The sequence below is a fragment of the Vibrio sp. KUL70 genome, assembly GCF_059725515.1.
The window spans coordinates 2,648,596-2,665,793 of record NZ_AP045834.1 but is presented as its reverse complement, the minus strand read 5'-3'; the positions used below and the strand labels follow the sequence as shown (position 1 = coordinate 2,665,793).

Here is a 17,198-nt window from a genome sequence, read left to right as displayed (position 1 = left end):
TCAACATCAGGTCTTAAAGACCACTGTTTGTTAAGCACCAAATAATGGTGCCTCGAGGCGGAATCGAACCACCGACACGAGGATTTTCAATCCTCTGCTCTACCGACTGAGCTATCGAGGCAAAAGAATGGTGCCGACTACCGGAATCGAACTGGTGACCTACTGATTACAAGTCAGTTGCTCTACCTACTGAGCTAAGTCGGCACACTATATCTTTTACTGAAGACGTTACTCTTCATTTTATATGAAATGATATCAATCACTTCAATTGTATATGGCTCCCCCTGCGGGACTCGAACCTGCGACATACGGATTAACAGTCCGCCGTTCTACCAACTGAACTAAGGGGGAATTATTTGTGTCAACATCAGGTCTTAAAGACCATTATTTGTTAAGCACCAAATAATGGTGCCTCGAGGCGGAATCGAACCACCGACACGAGGATTTTCAATCCTCTGCTCTACCGACTGAGCTATCGAGGCAAAAGAATGGTGCCGACTACCGGAATCGAACTGGTGACCTACTGATTACAAGTCAGTTGCTCTACCTACTGAGCTAAGTCGGCACACTAATATTCTTTGTGCTTTTGTCCGTGCTAATGCTTCCTGTTAAAAAGCGTTGACACCAACAAATCAAATTGTGGTGCCCGGAGGCGGAATCGAACCACCGACACGAGGATTTTCAATCCTCTGCTCTACCGACTGAGCTATCCGGGCAACGGAGCGCTATTAAACGGATTTTCTGCATAACCGTCAACACCTTTTTTCAAAATAATTAAAAAAAACGTTCGTTAGTTGTTTTTTTATTCAAAAGTGAGGGTTAGGTTTTGCCTTGGTTAAACTCTTTTTTGAATTTTGTTACTTTTTCTAAGTATCTACGCGACTCTTTGTTGGGATGCTTTTTGGTTAATGCCCAATAAACTTGATTAGGTTGCAGGGAGTTAAGGTCATTCATGGCGCGTTTTCTATCACGACTAAAGGTATTTAACACTCCTCCCGTGCCTCCGTTGTATGCAGAGATCATGCTGTACTCCAAAGTGGTTGGGTGTCGGATGTCTTTTAAGTAGCGATTTTTAAGAATGTAGAAATACGCAGTACCTGCATCAATGTTGTTTTCTGGATTAAATAAATATTCAGGGCTAGGCTCACCCGATTTATTTTTCACCAGTTGAAAGACATCGCGGCCAGCCGTCTTAGGCACGACCTGCATCAAACCATAGGCGTTAGCCCAACTGACGGCGTAGGGATTAAAGCTACTCTCAGTTTTGATGATGGCGTAGATAAGATCTTCTGGGATGTCATAGCGCTTTGATGCGCGTTGAACGATGTCTGCGTATTTATAGCTTCGCATACTCGCGTGATCAGCCACCATCGGGATCTCAACGTAGTAGGCTTTTTTGAAGTCAACGTTCTTGGTTTTTAGGTTGTTTGCTATTAAGTAATCAGCAAATCGATTGGCGCGCCAAGTCCACTGAATAGGCTTTTTGTCTTGATCGACAACTTGGTTATAGAGGAACGGTTGGCCTTCTAGCTTGATGCTTTTGGAGGAGAAGAGATCGACACTTGCTGGATCATCGGGTGTCAGCAAGGTTGTCATGATGGCATCTTTTAGGTGTTTTTTGGGCTCCGTCGATGCAACTGTCTCGACGGTAATTAGACCTTTAGAGAAGTTTACTTCTGAACGGCTCAAGTAATTGTCTATGTATTTCACATAGTTACTTTTACCTGCAATCTTTACTTCACTGCTACCCCAACGTTTTTGAATGTTACCCGAGAAGCTGTTGATGAGGGCATCGAGTGCGCCTGTATCTTTCTCAAATTGACCTGGTAGCTCGGCAAGGTTGCCTGCAAAACGGTTGGTCGGTTCATAGTTGACGTCATAAATGCTCTCAATGAACTCTCGGCTACAACCGGTAAGTAGCATTACCGCTAGGAAGTAACTCAGCTTTTTCATAGACCCTCATACAAAAATGACATCACAGCGCGAGCTATGATGTCATTAAACTTGGTGTAAATAAATGCCTTATTCGCTTGGTGGTGTGTAGCCATCAATCACGACATCTTTACCTTCGAAAAGGAAGTTAACCATTTCTGTCTCAAGCAGTTTTCTATGCTCAGGGTCCATCATGTTTAGCTTCTTCTCATTGATAAGCATGGTCTGTTTGCTTTGCCATTGTGCCCATGCTTCTTTAGAAATATTGTCGAAAATACGCTTACCTAAGTCACCTGGGTAAAGTTGAAAATCTAAGCCTTCAGCATCTTTCTGTAGGCGAGCACAAAATACAGTGCGGCTCATAATGGTTCCTCTTGTCGTATTCGTCTGTTTAAACGTCATCGTTTAATTCAAAGGTTAGGCTTTCCAATAGCTGTTTAACAGGAGCAGCTAAGCCTATCTCTTCAGGTTTTGATAAGTTATACCAGAGACCCTTTGTCCCTTCCATTATCAAATCTGGTTGTTTGTCTAATTTTACTAAGACAGGGGTGATATCTAAGTGGTAATGGCTAAAGGTATGCCTAAACGCAATCAGAGTCTCTTGGTTTTCTATGGAAGCTGAACCAATCGAGCGGATGTCGAGTTGGTGTTCAATCTCCTGATTTTCATGTTGAGGGAAGCAGAATAGCCCTCCCCAGATGCCGGATTGAGGTCGCTGCTCCAGCCAAACTTGATTGTCGTGATAAAGAATCACAAACCAAGTCTCTTTTACAGGTTTCTCTTTCTTGGGCTTCTTACCCGGAAAGTCGAGTTGGCGGTCAAGCTTATTTGCCTCACACATCGACTCGATTGGACATAACGTGCATTTCGGCTTGCTTCGAGTGCATACCATTGCGCCCATATCCATCATGGCTTGATTGTACTTATCGACATCTTGTTTGGGAGTATTTGACTCAGCGTGTTCCCAAAGCTGATTTTCGACCTTTTTCTGTCCTGGCCAACCTTCGACGGCAAAGCTTCTAGCTAGGGTTCGCTTTACGTTGCCGTCTAAAATCGCATGAGGCTGCTTATAGACAGATGACAACACGGCTGCAGCGGTTGAGCGTCCAATGCCGGGTAGGGCGTTCATCTCTTCAATGTCGGTTGGAAACTCTCCACCATACTCAGTGGCAACAATCTTTGCGGCTTTGTGTAGGTTACGCGCTCTTGCGTAGTAACCAAGGCCTGTCCAAAGGTGTAACACTTCATCTTGCTCTGCATTGGCAAGATCGATAACGGTTGGAAAACGCTCCAGAAACCGTTGGTAATATGGGATCACAGTAGCGACTTGCGTCTGCTGGAGCATGATCTCAGAGAGCCAAACGGAGTAGGCAGTTTTGTTTTGTTGCCACGGGAGTTCTTTACGCCCATAGGCGTCATACCACTTTAATATGGCGGATGCGAAAGGAGTCACGACTTGCTCATTGCTTTGCTATTATTAGAAACGAAATTGCACCACACTTGTGGTTGGATGTAAAACAGACAAATTGTGTGGGAATTTATCAGCAGAAAGACTTGCACAGACGGCAATTCTTTGGATAATCCCCGCTTTGATTAATCAATGTGCAGGCAAAAATCAATGAGTGAAGTGACCACTAACGAATATACTGAAGACGGCAAACTGGTTCGTAAGATCCGCAGCTTTGTTCGCCGCGAAGGCCGCTTAACCAAAGGCCAAGAGAACGCGATGAACGAGTGTTGGCCAACTATGGGTATCGACTACAACCCAGAACTTCTAGATTGGAAAGAAGTTTTCGGTAACGATAACCCTGTAGTACTAGAGATCGGCTTTGGTATGGGTGCATCACTGGTTGAAATGGCAAAGAATGCGCCAGAGAAAAACTTTTTAGGTATCGAAGTTCACAGCCCAGGTGTTGGTGCGTGTCTTGGTACTGCACGCGATGCTGGCGTAACTAACCTACGCGTGATGTGTCACGATGCGGTTGAAGTGTTCGAGCACATGATCCCAGATAGCAGCCTTCATACGCTACAGCTATTCTTCCCAGACCCGTGGCACAAAGCTCGTCACCACAAGCGTCGTATTGTTAAAGCTGAGTTTGCTGAGATGGTTCGCTCGAAGCTACACCTTGAAACAGGTATCTTCCACATGGCGACTGACTGGGAAAACTACGCAGAGCACATGATCGAAGTGATGAACGCGGCTCCTGGCTTCGAGAATATCGCAGAAGAGGGTGATTTCATTCCTCGCCCAGATGAGCGCCCACTAACTAAGTTTGAAGCTCGTGGTCACCGTTTAGGTCACGGCGTATGGGATATTAAGTACAAGCGTACTAAGTAATTCAAAGCAAAGTGAGTCGGCTCAGGTACTGAGCGATTGCCCCTACACTTTGTAGTATTGATAAAAGCCAACATTGTTGTAATGTTGGCTTTTTTGTCCTTAGCTGATGAATAAATCAATGGTGTGACACGCCAGCCCTACAAGAATAACAATACAGAAGTACACAAGCATGAAACCGACACAAGCTATTTTGGCGGAGATTCTAGAAGAAGTTCGCCCTTTAATTGGCCAAGGAAAAGTGGCTGATTACATTCCGGCTCTGGCCAAAGTTTCGAATCAAAAGCTTGCTATTGCCGTTTACACCAATGAAGGTGAGGTGATCCAAGCAGGTGACGCAGAAGAAGCGTTCTCTATTCAGTCAATCTCTAAGGCGCTTAGTTTGACACTGGCTATGGTGCTCTATAAGCCAGAAGAGATTTGGCAACGTGTGGGCAAAGAGCCTTCCGGCCAAGCGTTTAACTCGATGATTCAGTTAGAGATGGAACACGGTATTCCACGTAATCCGTTTATCAATGCGGGTGCGATCGTGGTTTCAGATTTATTGCACAGCCGTCTATCTGCACCAAGACAGCGTTTGTTGGAATTTGTTCGTCAGCTCTCTGGTGATACGCATATTGTTTACGACAAGATAGTGGCCGCCTCTGAGATGATGCACAGTGATCGCAATGCGGCGATTGCTTATTTGATGCGCTCATTTGGTAACTTCGACAATGAAGTGATTCCGGTATTGAATAATTACTTCCATGCTTGTGCGCTTAAAATGACTTGTGTCGATTTAGCGAAGACCTTTAGTTACCTAGCGAATAAAGGCACTTCAGTACAGACTAAGAAGCAGGTGATTACTCCAACTCAAACGAAACAGTTAAATGCCTTGCTTGCGACTTGTGGTTTGTATGATGGTGCTGGTGAATTTGCATATCGCGTTGGTATGCCGGGTAAATCTGGTGTCGGCGGTGGCATCATTGCTATCGTACCGGGAGAGATGACGATTGCTGTGTGGTCTCCAGAGCTTGATCCTTCTGGCAACTCATTGGCTGGTACTAAGGCTCTCGAGCTGCTTTCAGAACGCATTGGTCGCTCGATTTTTTAGAAGAAAGATGCGAGCACGGACTTCGTTCAATAGAGCGCTTCGCTTCGAGAAAGGTTCTTACAATAAAAAGGGTTGACCCTAAAGCCAACCCTTTCATCATTTTTCTCGAACTACTCGTCCTCTTCCGCCATAAAGGCTTCTAACAGGTCATTGAGGAACAGCTTTCCTTTTTCGGTGATTTGCCAGTGAGTATCGGTTTCGCTCAAGTAACCTAGCTCTTTTGCCCATTCAATTGTTGGCTGAACCGCTTCAAAGCCCAGCCCTGTCGTATCCAAGAAATCTTGTTTTGGACATGCTTCCATTAAGCGGAAGCGGTTCATAAAGAATTCAAAGGGCCTATCTTCATTGCCCACTTCAAACTCATCCGAAAGATAAGGTTTAGCAAGGTTTTGATACGCAGCGAGATAGCCTCTAGGGTGTTTAACCTTAGTGGTGCGTACGATTCTACCATCGCTAAAGCTCAGCTTACCGTGAGAGCCACAACCGATGCCGAGGTAGTCACCAAAGCGCCAGTAGTTGAGGTTGTGCTGACATTGATAGCCCGGCTTACTGTAGCCTGAGATCTCGTATTGCACATAACCTGCATCGGCCAGTTTTTTATGCCCTAGTTCAAAAATATCCCATAGGTCATCATCGTCCGGCAGCGTAGGTGGCTTGTAGTAGAACATGGTATTAGGCTCAATAGTGAGCTGATACCAAGACAGATGTGGCGGATCGAGTTCGATCGCCTTATCAAGATCCGCCAGAGCTTGTTCAATACTCTGATCCGGCAAACCATGCATAAGATCGAGATTAAAGCTGTTTAGACCGATCTTATGTGCAAGATGAGCCGCGTTGACCGCTTCATCTTGGCCGTGAATGCGTCCTAGCCGTTCTAATTTTTCTTGCTCAAAGCTTTGCACGCCAACCGAGATACGTGTGACTCCTGCCCCCCGATAACCCGCAAAGCGTTCCGCCTCGATGGTGCCAGGGTTTGCCTCCATGGTGATCTCGATATCAGCCTTAAACGGGATACGTTGCTCAATCCCTTTAAGCATTCGCTCGATACCTTGAGGGGAGAATAAGCTCGGTGTTCCACCGCCAATAAAGATCGAGTGTAGAGGTCTCGGTGACTGGTTGAGGTGATATCTTTCAATATCAGTATCAAGATCCTCAAGCAGGGCATCAATATACTCGTTCTCTGGTATGTCGGCTTTTAGAGCATGGGAGTTAAAGTCGCAGTATGGGCATTTCTGGACACACCACGGGATGTGAACATACAGGCTCAGAGCTGGTGGAATCAGTATCGCTTGACTCATTACTGAGCTTGCTCTTTTAGCGTTTTGAACAGCGTAGCCAGTGCTTTACCACGGTGAGATAGCTGCTTTTTACGTGTTGGTTCAAGCTCCGCTGAGGCGCAGTTATCTTCAGGTACGAAGAAGATAGGGTCGTAACCGAAGCCGTTGTCGCCATGCGCTTCAGTTAGGATTCGGCCTTCCCATTTACCATGACAGACGATAGGTGTTGGATCGTTCTCGTGACGCATTAATACTAAAACACAGTGGAAGCGGGCGGTACGCTCGGCTTCTGGCACACCTTCCATCGCCTTTAGAAGCTTTTCTAAGTTCTCTTGATCTGATGCATCTTCGCCAGCGTAGCGTGCTGAGTAGATGCCTGGTGCGCCTTTTAGGTAGTCAACTTCTAGACCAGAGTCATCCGCAATGGCTGCAAGCCCTGTTTCTTTGGCTGCATGACGCGCTTTAATGATCGCATTTTCGATGAAAGTAGTTCCGGTTTCTGCAACCTCAGACACGTTGAATTCACTTTGTGCTAAAACTTCAAAGCCAAAGTCAGACAGAAGATCTGCCATTTCGCGAACTTTGCCTTGATTGCCGGTAGCTAGAACGATCTTATTCATGGGTAACTCTACATTTAAATAGTGGAAGTGAAGAGATTATACCAATCACAGTAAATAGGTGATCAAAAATAGCGCAGGAAAAAGGCTTGAGAACAAGGCAGAATTTTTTGATAAGTAGTTATTCTACAATCAAAAATTCTAACGCAGTTATCGAGCATTTTAACAAGCTAGGGTGAGCAATTATTTACTACGATTGGTATTATTCTTCAACATAAAATTTTTGGGTAAAACGAAGCGGGCCTGCACCTTTTAAGCCAGAGTTAACATCGATATCAAATGTGATGTTCTCTTCGTGTGTGATTGGGAACTCGGCGAGGTAATAGATCGCATCGCCTTCTTTGATCTCACGAAACTCCAGAGTTCGAGTATTGCCGACTAAGTTTCTTGCAGTTCCAGAGATTTTAGCAGTCGTAGCGGGTTTGCCTAGTGCAGAAGTATCTAGAATGCTGATGTTTAAGATGGCTGAGTAGTTGTTTCTTTTTAACTGGTACTGCTTAGCCACCTGAGCGGTGAGGAATGTTGAGTTGAATGCAGAGTAGTGCACCTCAACGTCTTTGATGTTTTTAAATTGCCCCGCCCAAGTTGGCAGCGCAATCAAGCTTGTAAGTAGTGCTGTAATCCATAAACGCATAGTGACTCCAATAAATAGCAAAAAGCCATCACAAGATGGCTTTAATTTCGTTCGGTATTTGGCTAGGGGAACATATTCGAACTTGTTTATGTCGACCTAGCTCGCCCTTTTCGATCATAACCAGTCCTTTCGCGACTTTAAATTGCTTCGATAGATACTTGGTTAAATGGGCATTTGCTTTGCCATCAACAGGAGGTGCTGTGATGGCGATTTTTAACTCTTCACCATGCAAGCCGATGATTTTATCTCGGCTTGCTTTAGGTTGGATGTAAAGCCGTAGAAGAATGTCATCTTCCTCTCTCCAAACGGCCACAGACATTATAGTTGGAACCAGATCGGGCCAACCAGATCACCCATCAAGAAGTTAGCAAATTGCAGAACAATAAACAGTACTAACACACTAAGGTCGAAACCACCCATATCAGGAAGAATTCGGCGGATTGGGATTAGCATTGGTTCTGTAAGTTGATGGAATACATACTCAATTGGGCTACGACCTTGGCTAACCCAGCTTAGGATTGCGCGGATCAATAGTACCCAGAACAGTAGGCCACCTGCCGCTTTCAGTAGTGAAAGAGCCCCAAATATTAGGAAGCTGATATCAAATACGGCAGCGCCACCTGAGATGATCAGGTTAAGAGCAACAAACTTCAGTACGCACAATGCATAGGCAAACAATACTGTCGCCATATCAATGCTACCGATTGATGGAATGACACGACGCAGTGGGGCTACAACCGGTTGAGTGGCTTTTACGATGAATTGTGAGAACGGGTTGTAGAAGTCAGCACGTGACGCCTGCAACCAAATACGTAAGATCACCACCATGATATAGAGATCAAAAATGGTCGAGGTCAAAAAGCTCATCGAGTTCATATGGGTTCCTTCTTCGGAGTGATTTATAGCGGTTCAGTGACCACTATGCTGTTCTTAAAATAGTTTTTCCATCTCTTCAGCTCTTGCAACCGCAGCTTGCATCGCTTTGGCGACAATCTCTGATAGGTGATTCTCATTAAAGGTGCGCAGAGCTTCAGCGGTTGTGCCGCCCTTAGATGTCACTTGTTCACGCAATGTAGAAAGCTCTGTGTCAGGGTTTGCGACAACCATCTCTGCGGCACCGAGTGCAGATTGCTGCACTAATTGGCGTGCCGTTTCAGGCGTGAAACCTTGTTTGATGGCTTCCGCTTGCATCGCTTCCATAAATAGGAAGAAGTAAGCTGGAGCACTACCTGCGGCAGCAATGATGTTGTTAATCCCAGATTCTTGTTCAACCCAAGTGACTTTGCCTACGGCTTGCATCAGCTGTGCCGCGAAGGTTTTATCACCTTCAGTTGCTTTGGCATTGGCAAACAAACCGCTCATGCCTTTGCCAACCAGCGATGGTGTATTTGGCATCACTCGAACAAGGCTCAGTGAAGAGTCTAGCATCTCATCAAATCGAGATGCGTTGATGCCTGCTGCAATTGAGATCACGAGTTTGTTGCTAAAATCGACCTGTTGGAGTGGCTTGCACACCTCTTCCATCATTTGTGGTTTTACAGAGAGTACCACTACGTCAGCCTGTGTAGCGGCGTCGATATTGTTACTGCTTGTATTGATACCGTACTCTTTTTCAAGCGGTATTCTGCGTGTTTCTGATGGTGCTGTCGCGGTAATTTTGTCAGCAGGGTAACCACTCGCAACTAAACCCGCCACGATAGAGCGTACCATGTTGCCTGCACCGATAAAGGCGATGTTCTTATGTTCCATATATACAATCCTGAGCTTCATCACCAGTTAAAAGCTGATGAGATAATACGATTAAAACTATTTTGCGTAATTACGTGCACCAAATATCGCTGTACCGATACGTACCATAGTACTTCCTGCTTCAACTGCAGCTTCCATGTCTCCGCTCATACCCATAGATAGTGTATCTATGTTGTCGTATTTTGAGCTGAGCTTTTGCTGCAAGCTTGAGAGTTGATTGAATGCAGCGAGCTGCGATTCATAATCCGACACGTTAGCAGGAATTGACATCAATCCTCTTAAAGTGAGGTTGGGAAGTGACGAAATCAACTCCGCCAGTGCAAAAACTGATTCTTCATCAGTCCCTGATTTTGAATCTTCACCACTGGTATTAACCTGAATGAGAACTTGAAGTGGTTCTAACCCTGCAGGACGCTGATCATTTAAGCGTTGAGCTATTTTATCGCGCTCAATGGAGTGCACCCACTGGAAGTTTTCTGCAATCGGTCGCGTTTTATTAGATTGGATTGGCCCAATAAAATGCCATTCCAAATTAAGGTTAGAATGTTGTTCTGAAAAGTGTTTTACTTTATCAACACCTTCTTGAACGTAGTTTTCACCAAAGGCAACCTGTCCTCCGAGTGCCGCTTCAAGAATCGCGTCATTCGGTTTTGTTTTACTAACGGCTAAAAGTTGCACCGACTCTGGAGTTCGGCCACATTTTTTCTCTGCAGTTCGAATCTGCGAGGTGATTTGCTCGATATTTTGTTGAATACTACTCATAGCTGACTTTACTTAAAGGAAAATAAATGGATATCACTGAGTTACTGGATTTTAGTGTAAAGCATAACGCGTCAGATCTACATCTTTCTGCGGGTGTATCTCCAATGGTACGTATAGATGGTGAAGTTAGGAAGCTTGGAATACCGGCTTTGAGCCATGCTGATGTCCATCGTTTGGTTTTTGAGATCATGAACGATTCACAGCGCAGTGAGTTTGAAGAGAAGCTGGAAGTCGACTTTTCATTTGAGTTGCCGAATGTTGGCCGTTTTCGTGTGAATGCATTTAACCAGTCGCGTGGTTGTTCTGCGGTGTTTCGAACCATCCCGGTTGAGATCCCAACACTCGAGCAGTTAGGTGCTCCTGATATCTTTGAAAAGATTGCTAACTTTGAGAAGGGCTTGGTTTTAGTCACTGGCCCAACGGGTTCAGGTAAATCGACGACACTGGCGGCGATGGTTGATTATGTAAACCGTAACCACAATAAACACATCCTTACTATTGAAGACCCGATCGAATTTGTGCACACCAATAATAAGTGTCTTGTGAACCAGCGTGAGGTTCATCGTGATACTCACAGCTTTAAAGCGGCGTTGCGCAGTGCACTGCGTGAAGACCCAGACGTGATTTTAGTGGGAGAGTTACGTGACCAAGAGACGATCAGCTTAGCTTTAACTGCAGCTGAAACCGGCCACCTGGTGTTTGGTACGCTACATACTAGCTCTGCGGCTAAAACCATTGACCGTATTATTGATGTGTTTCCAGGTAGTGATAAGGACATGGTGCGCTCAATGCTGTCTGAGTCATTGCGCTCGGTGATTGCTCAGAAGCTACTGAAGCGAGTAGGCGGAGGTCGTGTCGCTTGTCATGAGATTATGATGGCAACACCAGCTATTCGTAACTTGATTCGTGAGGATAAAGTCGCTCAGATGTATTCCATCATTCAAACGGGGGCTGCACATGGCATGCAAACAATGGAGCAAAATGCCAAACAGTTGATTGCTCAAGGCGTGGTGGACTCAGATGAAGTCCAAAACAAAATTGAAATCGAAACAGCACTGTTTTAATCAAAGGTATTGATAATGGAATTGAACCAGATCCTCGAGGGAATGCTGTCGCAAAAGGCGTCCGATCTTTATATCACGGTTGACGCGCCAGTGTTGTTTCGCGTAGATGGGGAACTGCGTCCGCAAGGTGAAGTTCTCAATGCTGCTCAAGTGTCACAGCTTCTAGACGCGATGATGGATCAAGAGCGACGTGACGAGTACCGTCAAACACGCGAGGCGAACTTTGCGATTGTTCGAGATAGTGGTCGCTTTCGTGTCAGTGCCTTCTTCCAGAGGGAACTGCCAGGTGCTGTTATTCGTCGTATTGAAACTAATATCCCAACCTTTGAGCAGTTAAAGCTCCCGGATGTTTTACAAGACCTCTCAATCGCTAAGCGCGGCCTTGTGCTGGTGGTTGGTGCGACGGGTTCTGGTAAGTCGACGTCGATGGCAGCGATGACGGGTTATCGCAACCACAATCGCTCAGGTCATATTCTTACGGTGGAAGACCCGATTGAGTTTGTGCATGAGCACAAGAAGTGCATTGTCACCCAGCGCGAGGTGGGTTTAGATACAGAGAGCTACGAAATTGCGCTTAAGAATTCGTTACGCCAAGCACCCGATATGATCTTGATTGGTGAGATTCGAAGCCGTGAAACCATGGAATACGCAATGACCTTTGCTGAAACGGGGCATCTGTGTATGGCAACGCTGCACGCAAATAATGCCAACCAAGCGTTAGAACGTATTCTTCATTTGGTGCCGAAAGAGCAAAAAGAGCAGTTCTTGTTTGATTTGTCGATGAACCTACGTGGCGTTGTGGCGCAGCAGCTCATACGAGACAAAAATGGCAATGGTCGTCATGGTGTGTTTGAGATCTTACTCAACAGCCCACGTGTGTCAGATCTTATTCGTCGTGGTGATTTACATGAGCTCAAAGCAACGATGGCAAAGTCGAAAGAGATTGGAATGCAGACTTTCGATCAAGCATTGTATGACTTGGTTGTTGCAGGGAAAATTAGTGAAGAGGATGCATTCCACAGTGCTGACTCGGCGAACGATCTTAGGTTAATGTTAAAAACGCAGCGCGGTGACGGTGATTACGGCAGTGGATCTCTGGCTGGCGTGAAAATTGATATGGGTTAAATAACAAAAGCCCTGAACGTGTTCAGGGCTTTGAAATCTTTGAGTTTAATGAAGCTTAATTGTGTGAAAAACCGCGATTGTCAGAGTAGTAACCTCTCTCTTTTTCAAGCTTTATTTTCTCAGGGTACTGATTACCACTGTAGCCTGAAGAGCTGTTTAATGAGCTACAAGCGGATATGGCGAGAACGGCAAACACAACTAGAATAATTTTCATAAGAACGTCCATTTTGATTATGGGTGCATCAGTGGTACGTCATAAATGAAGAGCGAGATCACAAAAAAGTCGAACTATTGACCACTTAATTTTTTCTATGAATATTGTGCTTCAAACCAGCTTTCTAGGATCACCACAGCAGATTGGTTATCAACATTACCTTTACTCAAGGCTTTATAGCCGCCCATGTCAAACAGCTCAGCGCGCGCTTCAGCCGTAGAGAGTCTCTCATCATGAAGTTCAACATCAACACCAAAACGTCCCTTCAGGCGGTTAGCAAACTTCTTTGCTCGTGGGGTAATAGTCTCTAGCTCTTTTCCGTGAAGATCGGTTGGATATCCAACAACAATGAGATCGGGTTGCCACTCTTTGATCTGCTTTTCAATATCGTCCCAGTTTGGGATGCCATCTTTTGCTTTAAATGCTTTCAGTGGGCTAGCTGTGCCTGTGATTTCTTGACCAATAGCGCTACCGATACTTTTTGTACCGTAATCGAATGCCATAATTGTACGTGACATAGTGTTTCCAAATTGATGAGATGGATAAAGGTTATGCGTGACCAGATTCTGCCGACAGCTGCGCCGCGTTGATTCCGAGCATCTGAACGGCGACTTTCCAACGCTCTGCGATAGGGGTGTCAAAGATGACTTTAGGGTCGGCCTCAACAGTGAGCCAAGAGTTCTCAGTCAGTTCTGTTTCTAGCTGTCCGGGTTCCCAACCTGCGTAGCCTAAAGCGACAAGGTAGTGCTGAGGCTCATCCTCGGTGCCTAGAACCGTAAGAATGTCACGCGATGTCGTGACAGAGAGCTGATCCGTCATGCTGATACTGGATTGGTAATTGCCGTTAGGCTTATGCAGAATAAAACCTCTGTCTTCAGCAACAGGGCCGCCACTTAAGACGGGTTTGTCTAAACTGGCTTGATTCAACTTAGGCTGGGTGGCATCGATTTCAACCTGTTTGAGCATATTGCCTACAGTGACGTTAATGGGAGCGTTAATCATCAGCCCCATTGCTCCCTCGTCGTTGTGTTCACAAAGGTAGATCACTGAGTTTTGGAAGTAAGGATCTTTCATTCCAGGCATTGCGACCAGAAAATGGTTAGTGAGATTCATAGTACCTCCTGCTCTAAAGGAAAAGGAGCGGCTGGGTCGCCGCTCTCATGCTAACTCAGTCAGCTAATATTATTGTCTAATGATAAGCTTAGGTTATTTTGCGCTGATACGGCGTTCAATCGCATCCATTAGTTTACCGGTGATCGAGATATCGAAGGCGCCTTCAATTTCACGAATACAAGTTGGGCTAGTTACGTTGATCTCTGTTAGCTTATCACCAATCACATCAAGACCAACAAAAATCAGTCCTTTCTCTTTTAGAGTTGGAGCAACTGCTTTGGCGATTGCCCAGTCAGTTTCGCTAAGAGGACGTGCTTCCCCTGTTCCGCCCGCTGCTAGGTTGCCACGCGTTTCGCCTTTTGCTGGGATACGCGCTAGGCAGTAAGGCATTGGCTCCCCATCCACCACAAGAATACGCTTGTCACCATTGCTGATGTCTGGAACGAAAGTTTGAGCCATTGCGTAGTTCTGGCCGTGATTAGTTAGTGTCTCAATGATCACAGATACGTTTGGGTCACCTTCTTTTACTCGGAAGATAGAAGCGCCACCCATGCCATCAAGAGGTTTAAGAATCACATCACCATGCTTCTCACGGAACTCTTTAATCTTTTCCGCTTTACGCGTAACGATAGTGGTTGGCGTTAGCTCTGGGAACCACGCAGTGAACAGCTTTTCGTTACAATCACGAAGGCTTTGTGGTTTGTTTACGATGAGCGCACCGTTCTCTTCTGCACGCTCTAGGATGTAAGTCGCATAGATGTACTCAGTATCAAACGGAGGATCTTTACGCATTAGAACAGCATCGAGGTCAGACAGTGCGATAGTTTGCTCTGACTTGAATTCATACCAGCCGTTTGGATCTTCTTTAAGTTCAACAACCTTAGTATCCGCAATCGCAACACCTTGATCTAGGTGAAGATCGTTCATCTCCATGTAATGGATTTCGTAGCCGCGACGTTGCGCTTCAAGCATCATGGCAAAGCTAGAGTCTTTTTTGATGTTGATGGACGAAATAGGGTCCATCACAATACCGAGTTTGATCATTATTTTTCTCCGTTTAACCAAGATCGCCGAAACGAACTTGTAAAGCTGTAATTGCAGTTAGAGCCGCAGTCTCCGTGCGTAGAACACGTGGACCAAGTAGCGTCTCTTCAAATTTATATTGTTCTGTCATGCTGATCTCTTCAGCTGACAAACCACCTTCTGGACCAATCAGCAGTCGAACCTTGCTAATAGGCTCTGGCAGAGTGTTGATTGAGTACTTAGCTCTAGGGTGTAGGTTTAACTTAAGCGCTTCGCTTGGCTCACTGCACCACTCTTCGAGCTGCATGATAGGGCGAATTACAGGTACGGTGTTACGACCACACTGCTCACAGGCGGCAATCGCAATCTTCTGCCATTGAGCTAGCTTTTTCTCGAAGCGTTTTGCATCAAGCTTCACGCCGCAGCGTTCAGAGATGAGTGGGGTAATGGTGTTGACGCCAAGCTCTACCGATTTTTGGATGGTGAATTCCATCTTATCGCCGCGAGAGATAACCTGACCAAGATGCAGGTCGAGCGGTGACTCACTGCTGCGCTCGATACGCTCTGTCACGTTAACCGTCACATTTTTCTTCGATACTTCGGTGATCTCAGCCGGAAACTCAGCTCCGCTACCATCAAAAAGCAGAACCTCTTGGCCCTCTTTCATGCGCAATACGCGTCCAACATGCCCTGCAGCATCCTCGCCAAGTGCAAGAGAACCTAATTGTTGAATGGGTTCAGGGTGGTGAATTCGAGGGATTCTCATGTTGGTTGACCTGTAAATTGTTAATCTGGGGTTTAATATCTCAGCCTAACATGGATGCGCGATGAAGAAAAAACAAGGGCAGCGCCAGAGTTTCAAAGTAATTTGAAACTCTGGTATCCAAAACAGAGATTTAAGGAGGCAAGGTGGGTTACTTACAATTCTCGTAAACAAACGGGTTATGGTTGCCTTGAATGCGGAAAATACGTTCATCACGAGTACATTCCCACTCATCGACAGGGAACTGCTTATTCCATGCCATCATCAAGTTAGTTTGTTGTTTCGATAGCTTGAAGCCGTATTCTTTGCTCATGTACAGATAGGTACGCGCAATCGAACCTTTGGCGCGATCGGGTGGCATTACCTTGCGCTGTTTGAAGTTGACCTGCATCTCACATTGGCCATAGCTAACGCCATCAACACCATTCCATTGGCTGAAGTTGTAGTTAGAGCGATCACCATTCACTTCTCCGATTGCAGGAGTTAGGTTATGGAGGTCGGCTTCCATTGATTTAAAAACCTTATCATTGTGGGTGCAGTTCTTACGACCGCCATTCTGCCAACACTGGCGCTGGTGGCCGAATTGCCATGCCGGAACCACATGTTCCCACTCGATGCGAGAAGCTCGCTTCTGCTGCTTTCTGACTTCATAGCCGCATCCTTCAAGGTCAGGGACCCCTTTCTTTTTATCCTTCCAAGTAATGTCACAACCACAATAGAAAGAAGTGGGGTGGTCAAGGTAGATCTTTACGGCTTCCCGTTTTGCTTTGGAAAAAGAGCTTGGCGGCGCGGCGAAAACGCTTTGGGTTACCAGTAGGCCAAATAGTATTGAAAAGCAAAAAGACACCAGTAGGCCAAATGCTTTTGAAGGTGATTTTTTCATGCGAAAAGACTGATAAAAGTATGATAATTATCAGTCTAGCACTCAAATGACACTTTACTCTATTACATTTTATTGCTGGCTTTATTGTGCCTAGCTGAGCTGTTTACCGGTGAAAGTGAGAAGCTGGTTGCACTGCTGACAGCGGTAGCTTGCTTGATTGCGCTGCACTTTATTATGACGGCGGATGGTCAGTGGGTAGAGGGTACAGCCGCAGTTGTATTCGAATGTCTTTCCTTGTACTGAGTCCACCGAAAAGCTATGCGTGGTCTTTGCTGGCACCTTGAATACCTGCTCCATCACATACCGCCACTCTTTACCATGAGGCTTAACACGGCCAAAGACTTGGTGGGTAATAAGGTGAGCTATTTCATGAGGGATCACCTCTTCAATAAAGGCGTCTTGATTTTCATTGAACAGCACCGAATTTAGACGTATCTCATTGAGTTGAAGATAAGCTTTGCCTGCTGCTTTTCCTCGTACTTGGTAAGTTAGCTTTGGTATTGGAAATTGGCGAGAGAAGTGCGAGTTTGCAATATAAATACATTCCGCCAACTTCTTATTGGCTCGATGATGCAATGGGTTGTAAGACGACAAAGATGAGACTCCAAACAAAA

General features: G+C 45.6%; 21 protein-coding genes and 6 tRNA genes. 4 read left to right on the top strand and 23 right to left on the bottom strand.

Annotated features, from left to right (window positions below):
- Positions 1-45: 45 nt before the first annotated feature.
- From AC6I7V_RS11845 to mutY, 9 genes are all read right to left on the bottom strand, one after another.
- Positions 46-121, bottom strand: a tRNA-Phe gene (locus AC6I7V_RS11845).
- A 7-nt stretch (positions 122-128) separates the two neighbouring features.
- A tRNA-Thr gene (locus AC6I7V_RS11840) sits at positions 129-204 on the bottom strand.
- 71 nt (positions 205-275) lie between these two features.
- A tRNA-Asn gene (locus AC6I7V_RS11835) sits at positions 276-351 on the bottom strand.
- A 55-nt stretch (positions 352-406) separates the two neighbouring features.
- Positions 407-482: transfer RNA gene (locus AC6I7V_RS11830), tRNA-Phe, on the bottom strand.
- Positions 483-489: 7 nt separating this feature from the next.
- Positions 490-565, bottom strand: a tRNA-Thr gene (locus AC6I7V_RS11825).
- A 75-nt stretch (positions 566-640) separates the two neighbouring features.
- Positions 641-716: transfer RNA gene (locus AC6I7V_RS11820), tRNA-Phe, on the bottom strand.
- A 103-nt stretch (positions 717-819) separates the two neighbouring features.
- Positions 820-1,953, bottom strand: coding sequence for a membrane-bound lytic murein transglycosylase MltC (mltC, locus tag AC6I7V_RS11815; RefSeq protein ID WP_255229862.1), 1,134 nt, complete (start codon positions 1,951-1,953; stop codon positions 820-822).
- Positions 1,954-2,022: 69 nt separating this feature from the next.
- The gene (locus AC6I7V_RS11810; RefSeq protein ID WP_255229863.1) at positions 2,023-2,295 is read right to left on the bottom strand and encodes an oxidative damage protection protein; all 273 of its coding nucleotides are present in this window, start codon (positions 2,293-2,295) and stop codon (positions 2,023-2,025) included.
- A 28-nt stretch (positions 2,296-2,323) separates the two neighbouring features.
- Positions 2,324-3,385 carry an A/G-specific adenine glycosylase gene (mutY, locus tag AC6I7V_RS11805; protein WP_255229864.1) on the bottom strand — a complete coding sequence of 354 codons (1,062 nt, stop codon included), beginning with the start codon at positions 3,383-3,385 and terminating at the stop codon, positions 2,324-2,326.
- A 165-nt stretch (positions 3,386-3,550) separates the two neighbouring features.
- On the opposite strand from mutY, the gene trmB reads away from it, so the two are divergent.
- Both trmB and glsB read left to right on the top strand, forming a co-directional pair.
- Positions 3,551-4,270, top strand: a complete 720-nt coding sequence (gene trmB / locus AC6I7V_RS11800; protein ID WP_255229865.1) for a tRNA (guanosine(46)-N7)-methyltransferase TrmB — start codon at positions 3,551-3,553, stop codon at positions 4,268-4,270.
- Positions 4,271-4,439: 169 nt separating this feature from the next.
- Complete coding sequence (glsB, locus tag AC6I7V_RS11795) at positions 4,440-5,360, top strand: glutaminase B (RefSeq protein WP_261882116.1); 921 nt, start codon at positions 4,440-4,442, stop codon at positions 5,358-5,360.
- A 110-nt stretch (positions 5,361-5,470) separates the two neighbouring features.
- Here glsB and hemW read toward each other — a convergent pair whose 3' ends face one another.
- The 7 genes from hemW to AC6I7V_RS11760 form a co-directional block, all read right to left on the bottom strand.
- On the bottom strand, positions 5,471-6,658 hold the full coding sequence (gene hemW / locus AC6I7V_RS11790; protein WP_498010931.1) for a radical SAM family heme chaperone HemW: 1,188 nt from the start codon (positions 6,656-6,658) through the stop codon (positions 5,471-5,473).
- Positions 6,658-7,257 carry an XTP/dITP diphosphatase gene (locus AC6I7V_RS11785; RefSeq protein WP_239841281.1) on the bottom strand — a complete coding sequence of 200 codons (600 nt, stop codon included), beginning with the start codon at positions 7,255-7,257 and terminating at the stop codon, positions 6,658-6,660. The genes hemW and AC6I7V_RS11785 overlap by 1 nt, the downstream gene beginning before the upstream one ends.
- 199 nt (positions 7,258-7,456) lie before the next feature.
- Positions 7,457-7,888 carry a DUF4426 domain-containing protein gene (locus AC6I7V_RS11780; RefSeq protein WP_255229869.1) on the bottom strand — a complete coding sequence of 144 codons (432 nt, stop codon included), beginning with the start codon at positions 7,886-7,888 and terminating at the stop codon, positions 7,457-7,459.
- A gap of 28 nt (positions 7,889-7,916) precedes the next feature.
- Positions 7,917-8,207 (bottom strand): DUF167 family protein YggU, encoded by a 291-nt coding sequence (gene yggU, locus AC6I7V_RS11775; protein WP_255229870.1) that lies wholly within the window; start codon positions 8,205-8,207, stop codon positions 7,917-7,919.
- On the bottom strand, positions 8,207-8,764 hold the full coding sequence (locus AC6I7V_RS11770; protein ID WP_498010930.1) for a YggT family protein: 558 nt from the start codon (positions 8,762-8,764) through the stop codon (positions 8,207-8,209). Before AC6I7V_RS11770 ends, yggU begins: the two co-directional genes overlap by 1 nt.
- Before the next feature lie 54 nt (positions 8,765-8,818).
- Positions 8,819-9,637, bottom strand: coding sequence for a pyrroline-5-carboxylate reductase (proC, locus tag AC6I7V_RS11765; RefSeq protein WP_255229872.1), 819 nt, complete (start codon positions 9,635-9,637; stop codon positions 8,819-8,821).
- A gap of 57 nt (positions 9,638-9,694) precedes the next feature.
- On the bottom strand, positions 9,695-10,399 hold the full coding sequence (locus AC6I7V_RS11760) for a YggS family pyridoxal phosphate-dependent enzyme (RefSeq protein ID WP_255229873.1): 705 nt from the start codon (positions 10,397-10,399) through the stop codon (positions 9,695-9,697).
- A gap of 26 nt (positions 10,400-10,425) precedes the next feature.
- Here AC6I7V_RS11760 and AC6I7V_RS11755 point away from each other — a divergent pair, with 26 nt between their 5' ends.
- Complete coding sequence (locus AC6I7V_RS11755; protein ID WP_255229874.1) at positions 10,426-11,463, top strand: type IV pilus twitching motility protein PilT; 1,038 nt, start codon at positions 10,426-10,428, stop codon at positions 11,461-11,463.
- A 15-nt stretch (positions 11,464-11,478) separates the two neighbouring features.
- A complete protein-coding gene (locus tag AC6I7V_RS11750) occupies positions 11,479-12,588 on the top strand; it encodes a PilT/PilU family type 4a pilus ATPase (protein ID WP_498010929.1) in 1,110 nt (369 codons plus the stop codon).
- Between the two features lie 55 nt (positions 12,589-12,643).
- Here the strand turns inward: AC6I7V_RS11750 and AC6I7V_RS11745 are convergent, their stop codons facing one another.
- The 7 genes from AC6I7V_RS11745 to AC6I7V_RS11715 form a co-directional block, all read right to left on the bottom strand.
- On the bottom strand, positions 12,644-12,802 hold the full coding sequence (locus AC6I7V_RS11745) for a hypothetical protein (protein ID WP_261882111.1): 159 nt from the start codon (positions 12,800-12,802) through the stop codon (positions 12,644-12,646).
- 95 nt (positions 12,803-12,897) lie between these two features.
- The gene (ruvX, locus tag AC6I7V_RS11740; protein WP_032549845.1) at positions 12,898-13,320 is read right to left on the bottom strand and encodes a Holliday junction resolvase RuvX; all 423 of its coding nucleotides are present in this window, start codon (positions 13,318-13,320) and stop codon (positions 12,898-12,900) included.
- A 31-nt stretch (positions 13,321-13,351) separates the two neighbouring features.
- Positions 13,352-13,915, bottom strand: a complete 564-nt coding sequence (locus AC6I7V_RS11735) for a YqgE/AlgH family protein (RefSeq protein ID WP_032549843.1) — start codon at positions 13,913-13,915, stop codon at positions 13,352-13,354.
- A gap of 93 nt (positions 13,916-14,008) precedes the next feature.
- Entirely contained in the window at positions 14,009-14,959 is a 951-nt protein-coding gene (gene gshB / locus AC6I7V_RS11730; protein ID WP_255229878.1) for a glutathione synthase, read from the bottom strand.
- A gap of 13 nt (positions 14,960-14,972) precedes the next feature.
- Positions 14,973-15,704: a 16S rRNA (uracil(1498)-N(3))-methyltransferase gene (rsmE, locus tag AC6I7V_RS11725; RefSeq protein ID WP_150869304.1), complete on the bottom strand. Its 732-nt coding sequence runs from the start codon at positions 15,702-15,704 to the stop codon at positions 14,973-14,975.
- Between the two features lie 148 nt (positions 15,705-15,852).
- Positions 15,853-16,584 (bottom strand): endonuclease, encoded by a 732-nt coding sequence (locus AC6I7V_RS11720; protein WP_498010928.1) that lies wholly within the window; start codon positions 16,582-16,584, stop codon positions 15,853-15,855.
- A gap of 90 nt (positions 16,585-16,674) precedes the next feature.
- On the bottom strand, positions 16,675-17,178 hold the full coding sequence (locus tag AC6I7V_RS11715) for a SprT family zinc-dependent metalloprotease (protein WP_255229881.1): 504 nt from the start codon (positions 17,176-17,178) through the stop codon (positions 16,675-16,677).
- Between the last annotated feature and the right edge of the window lie 20 nt (positions 17,179-17,198).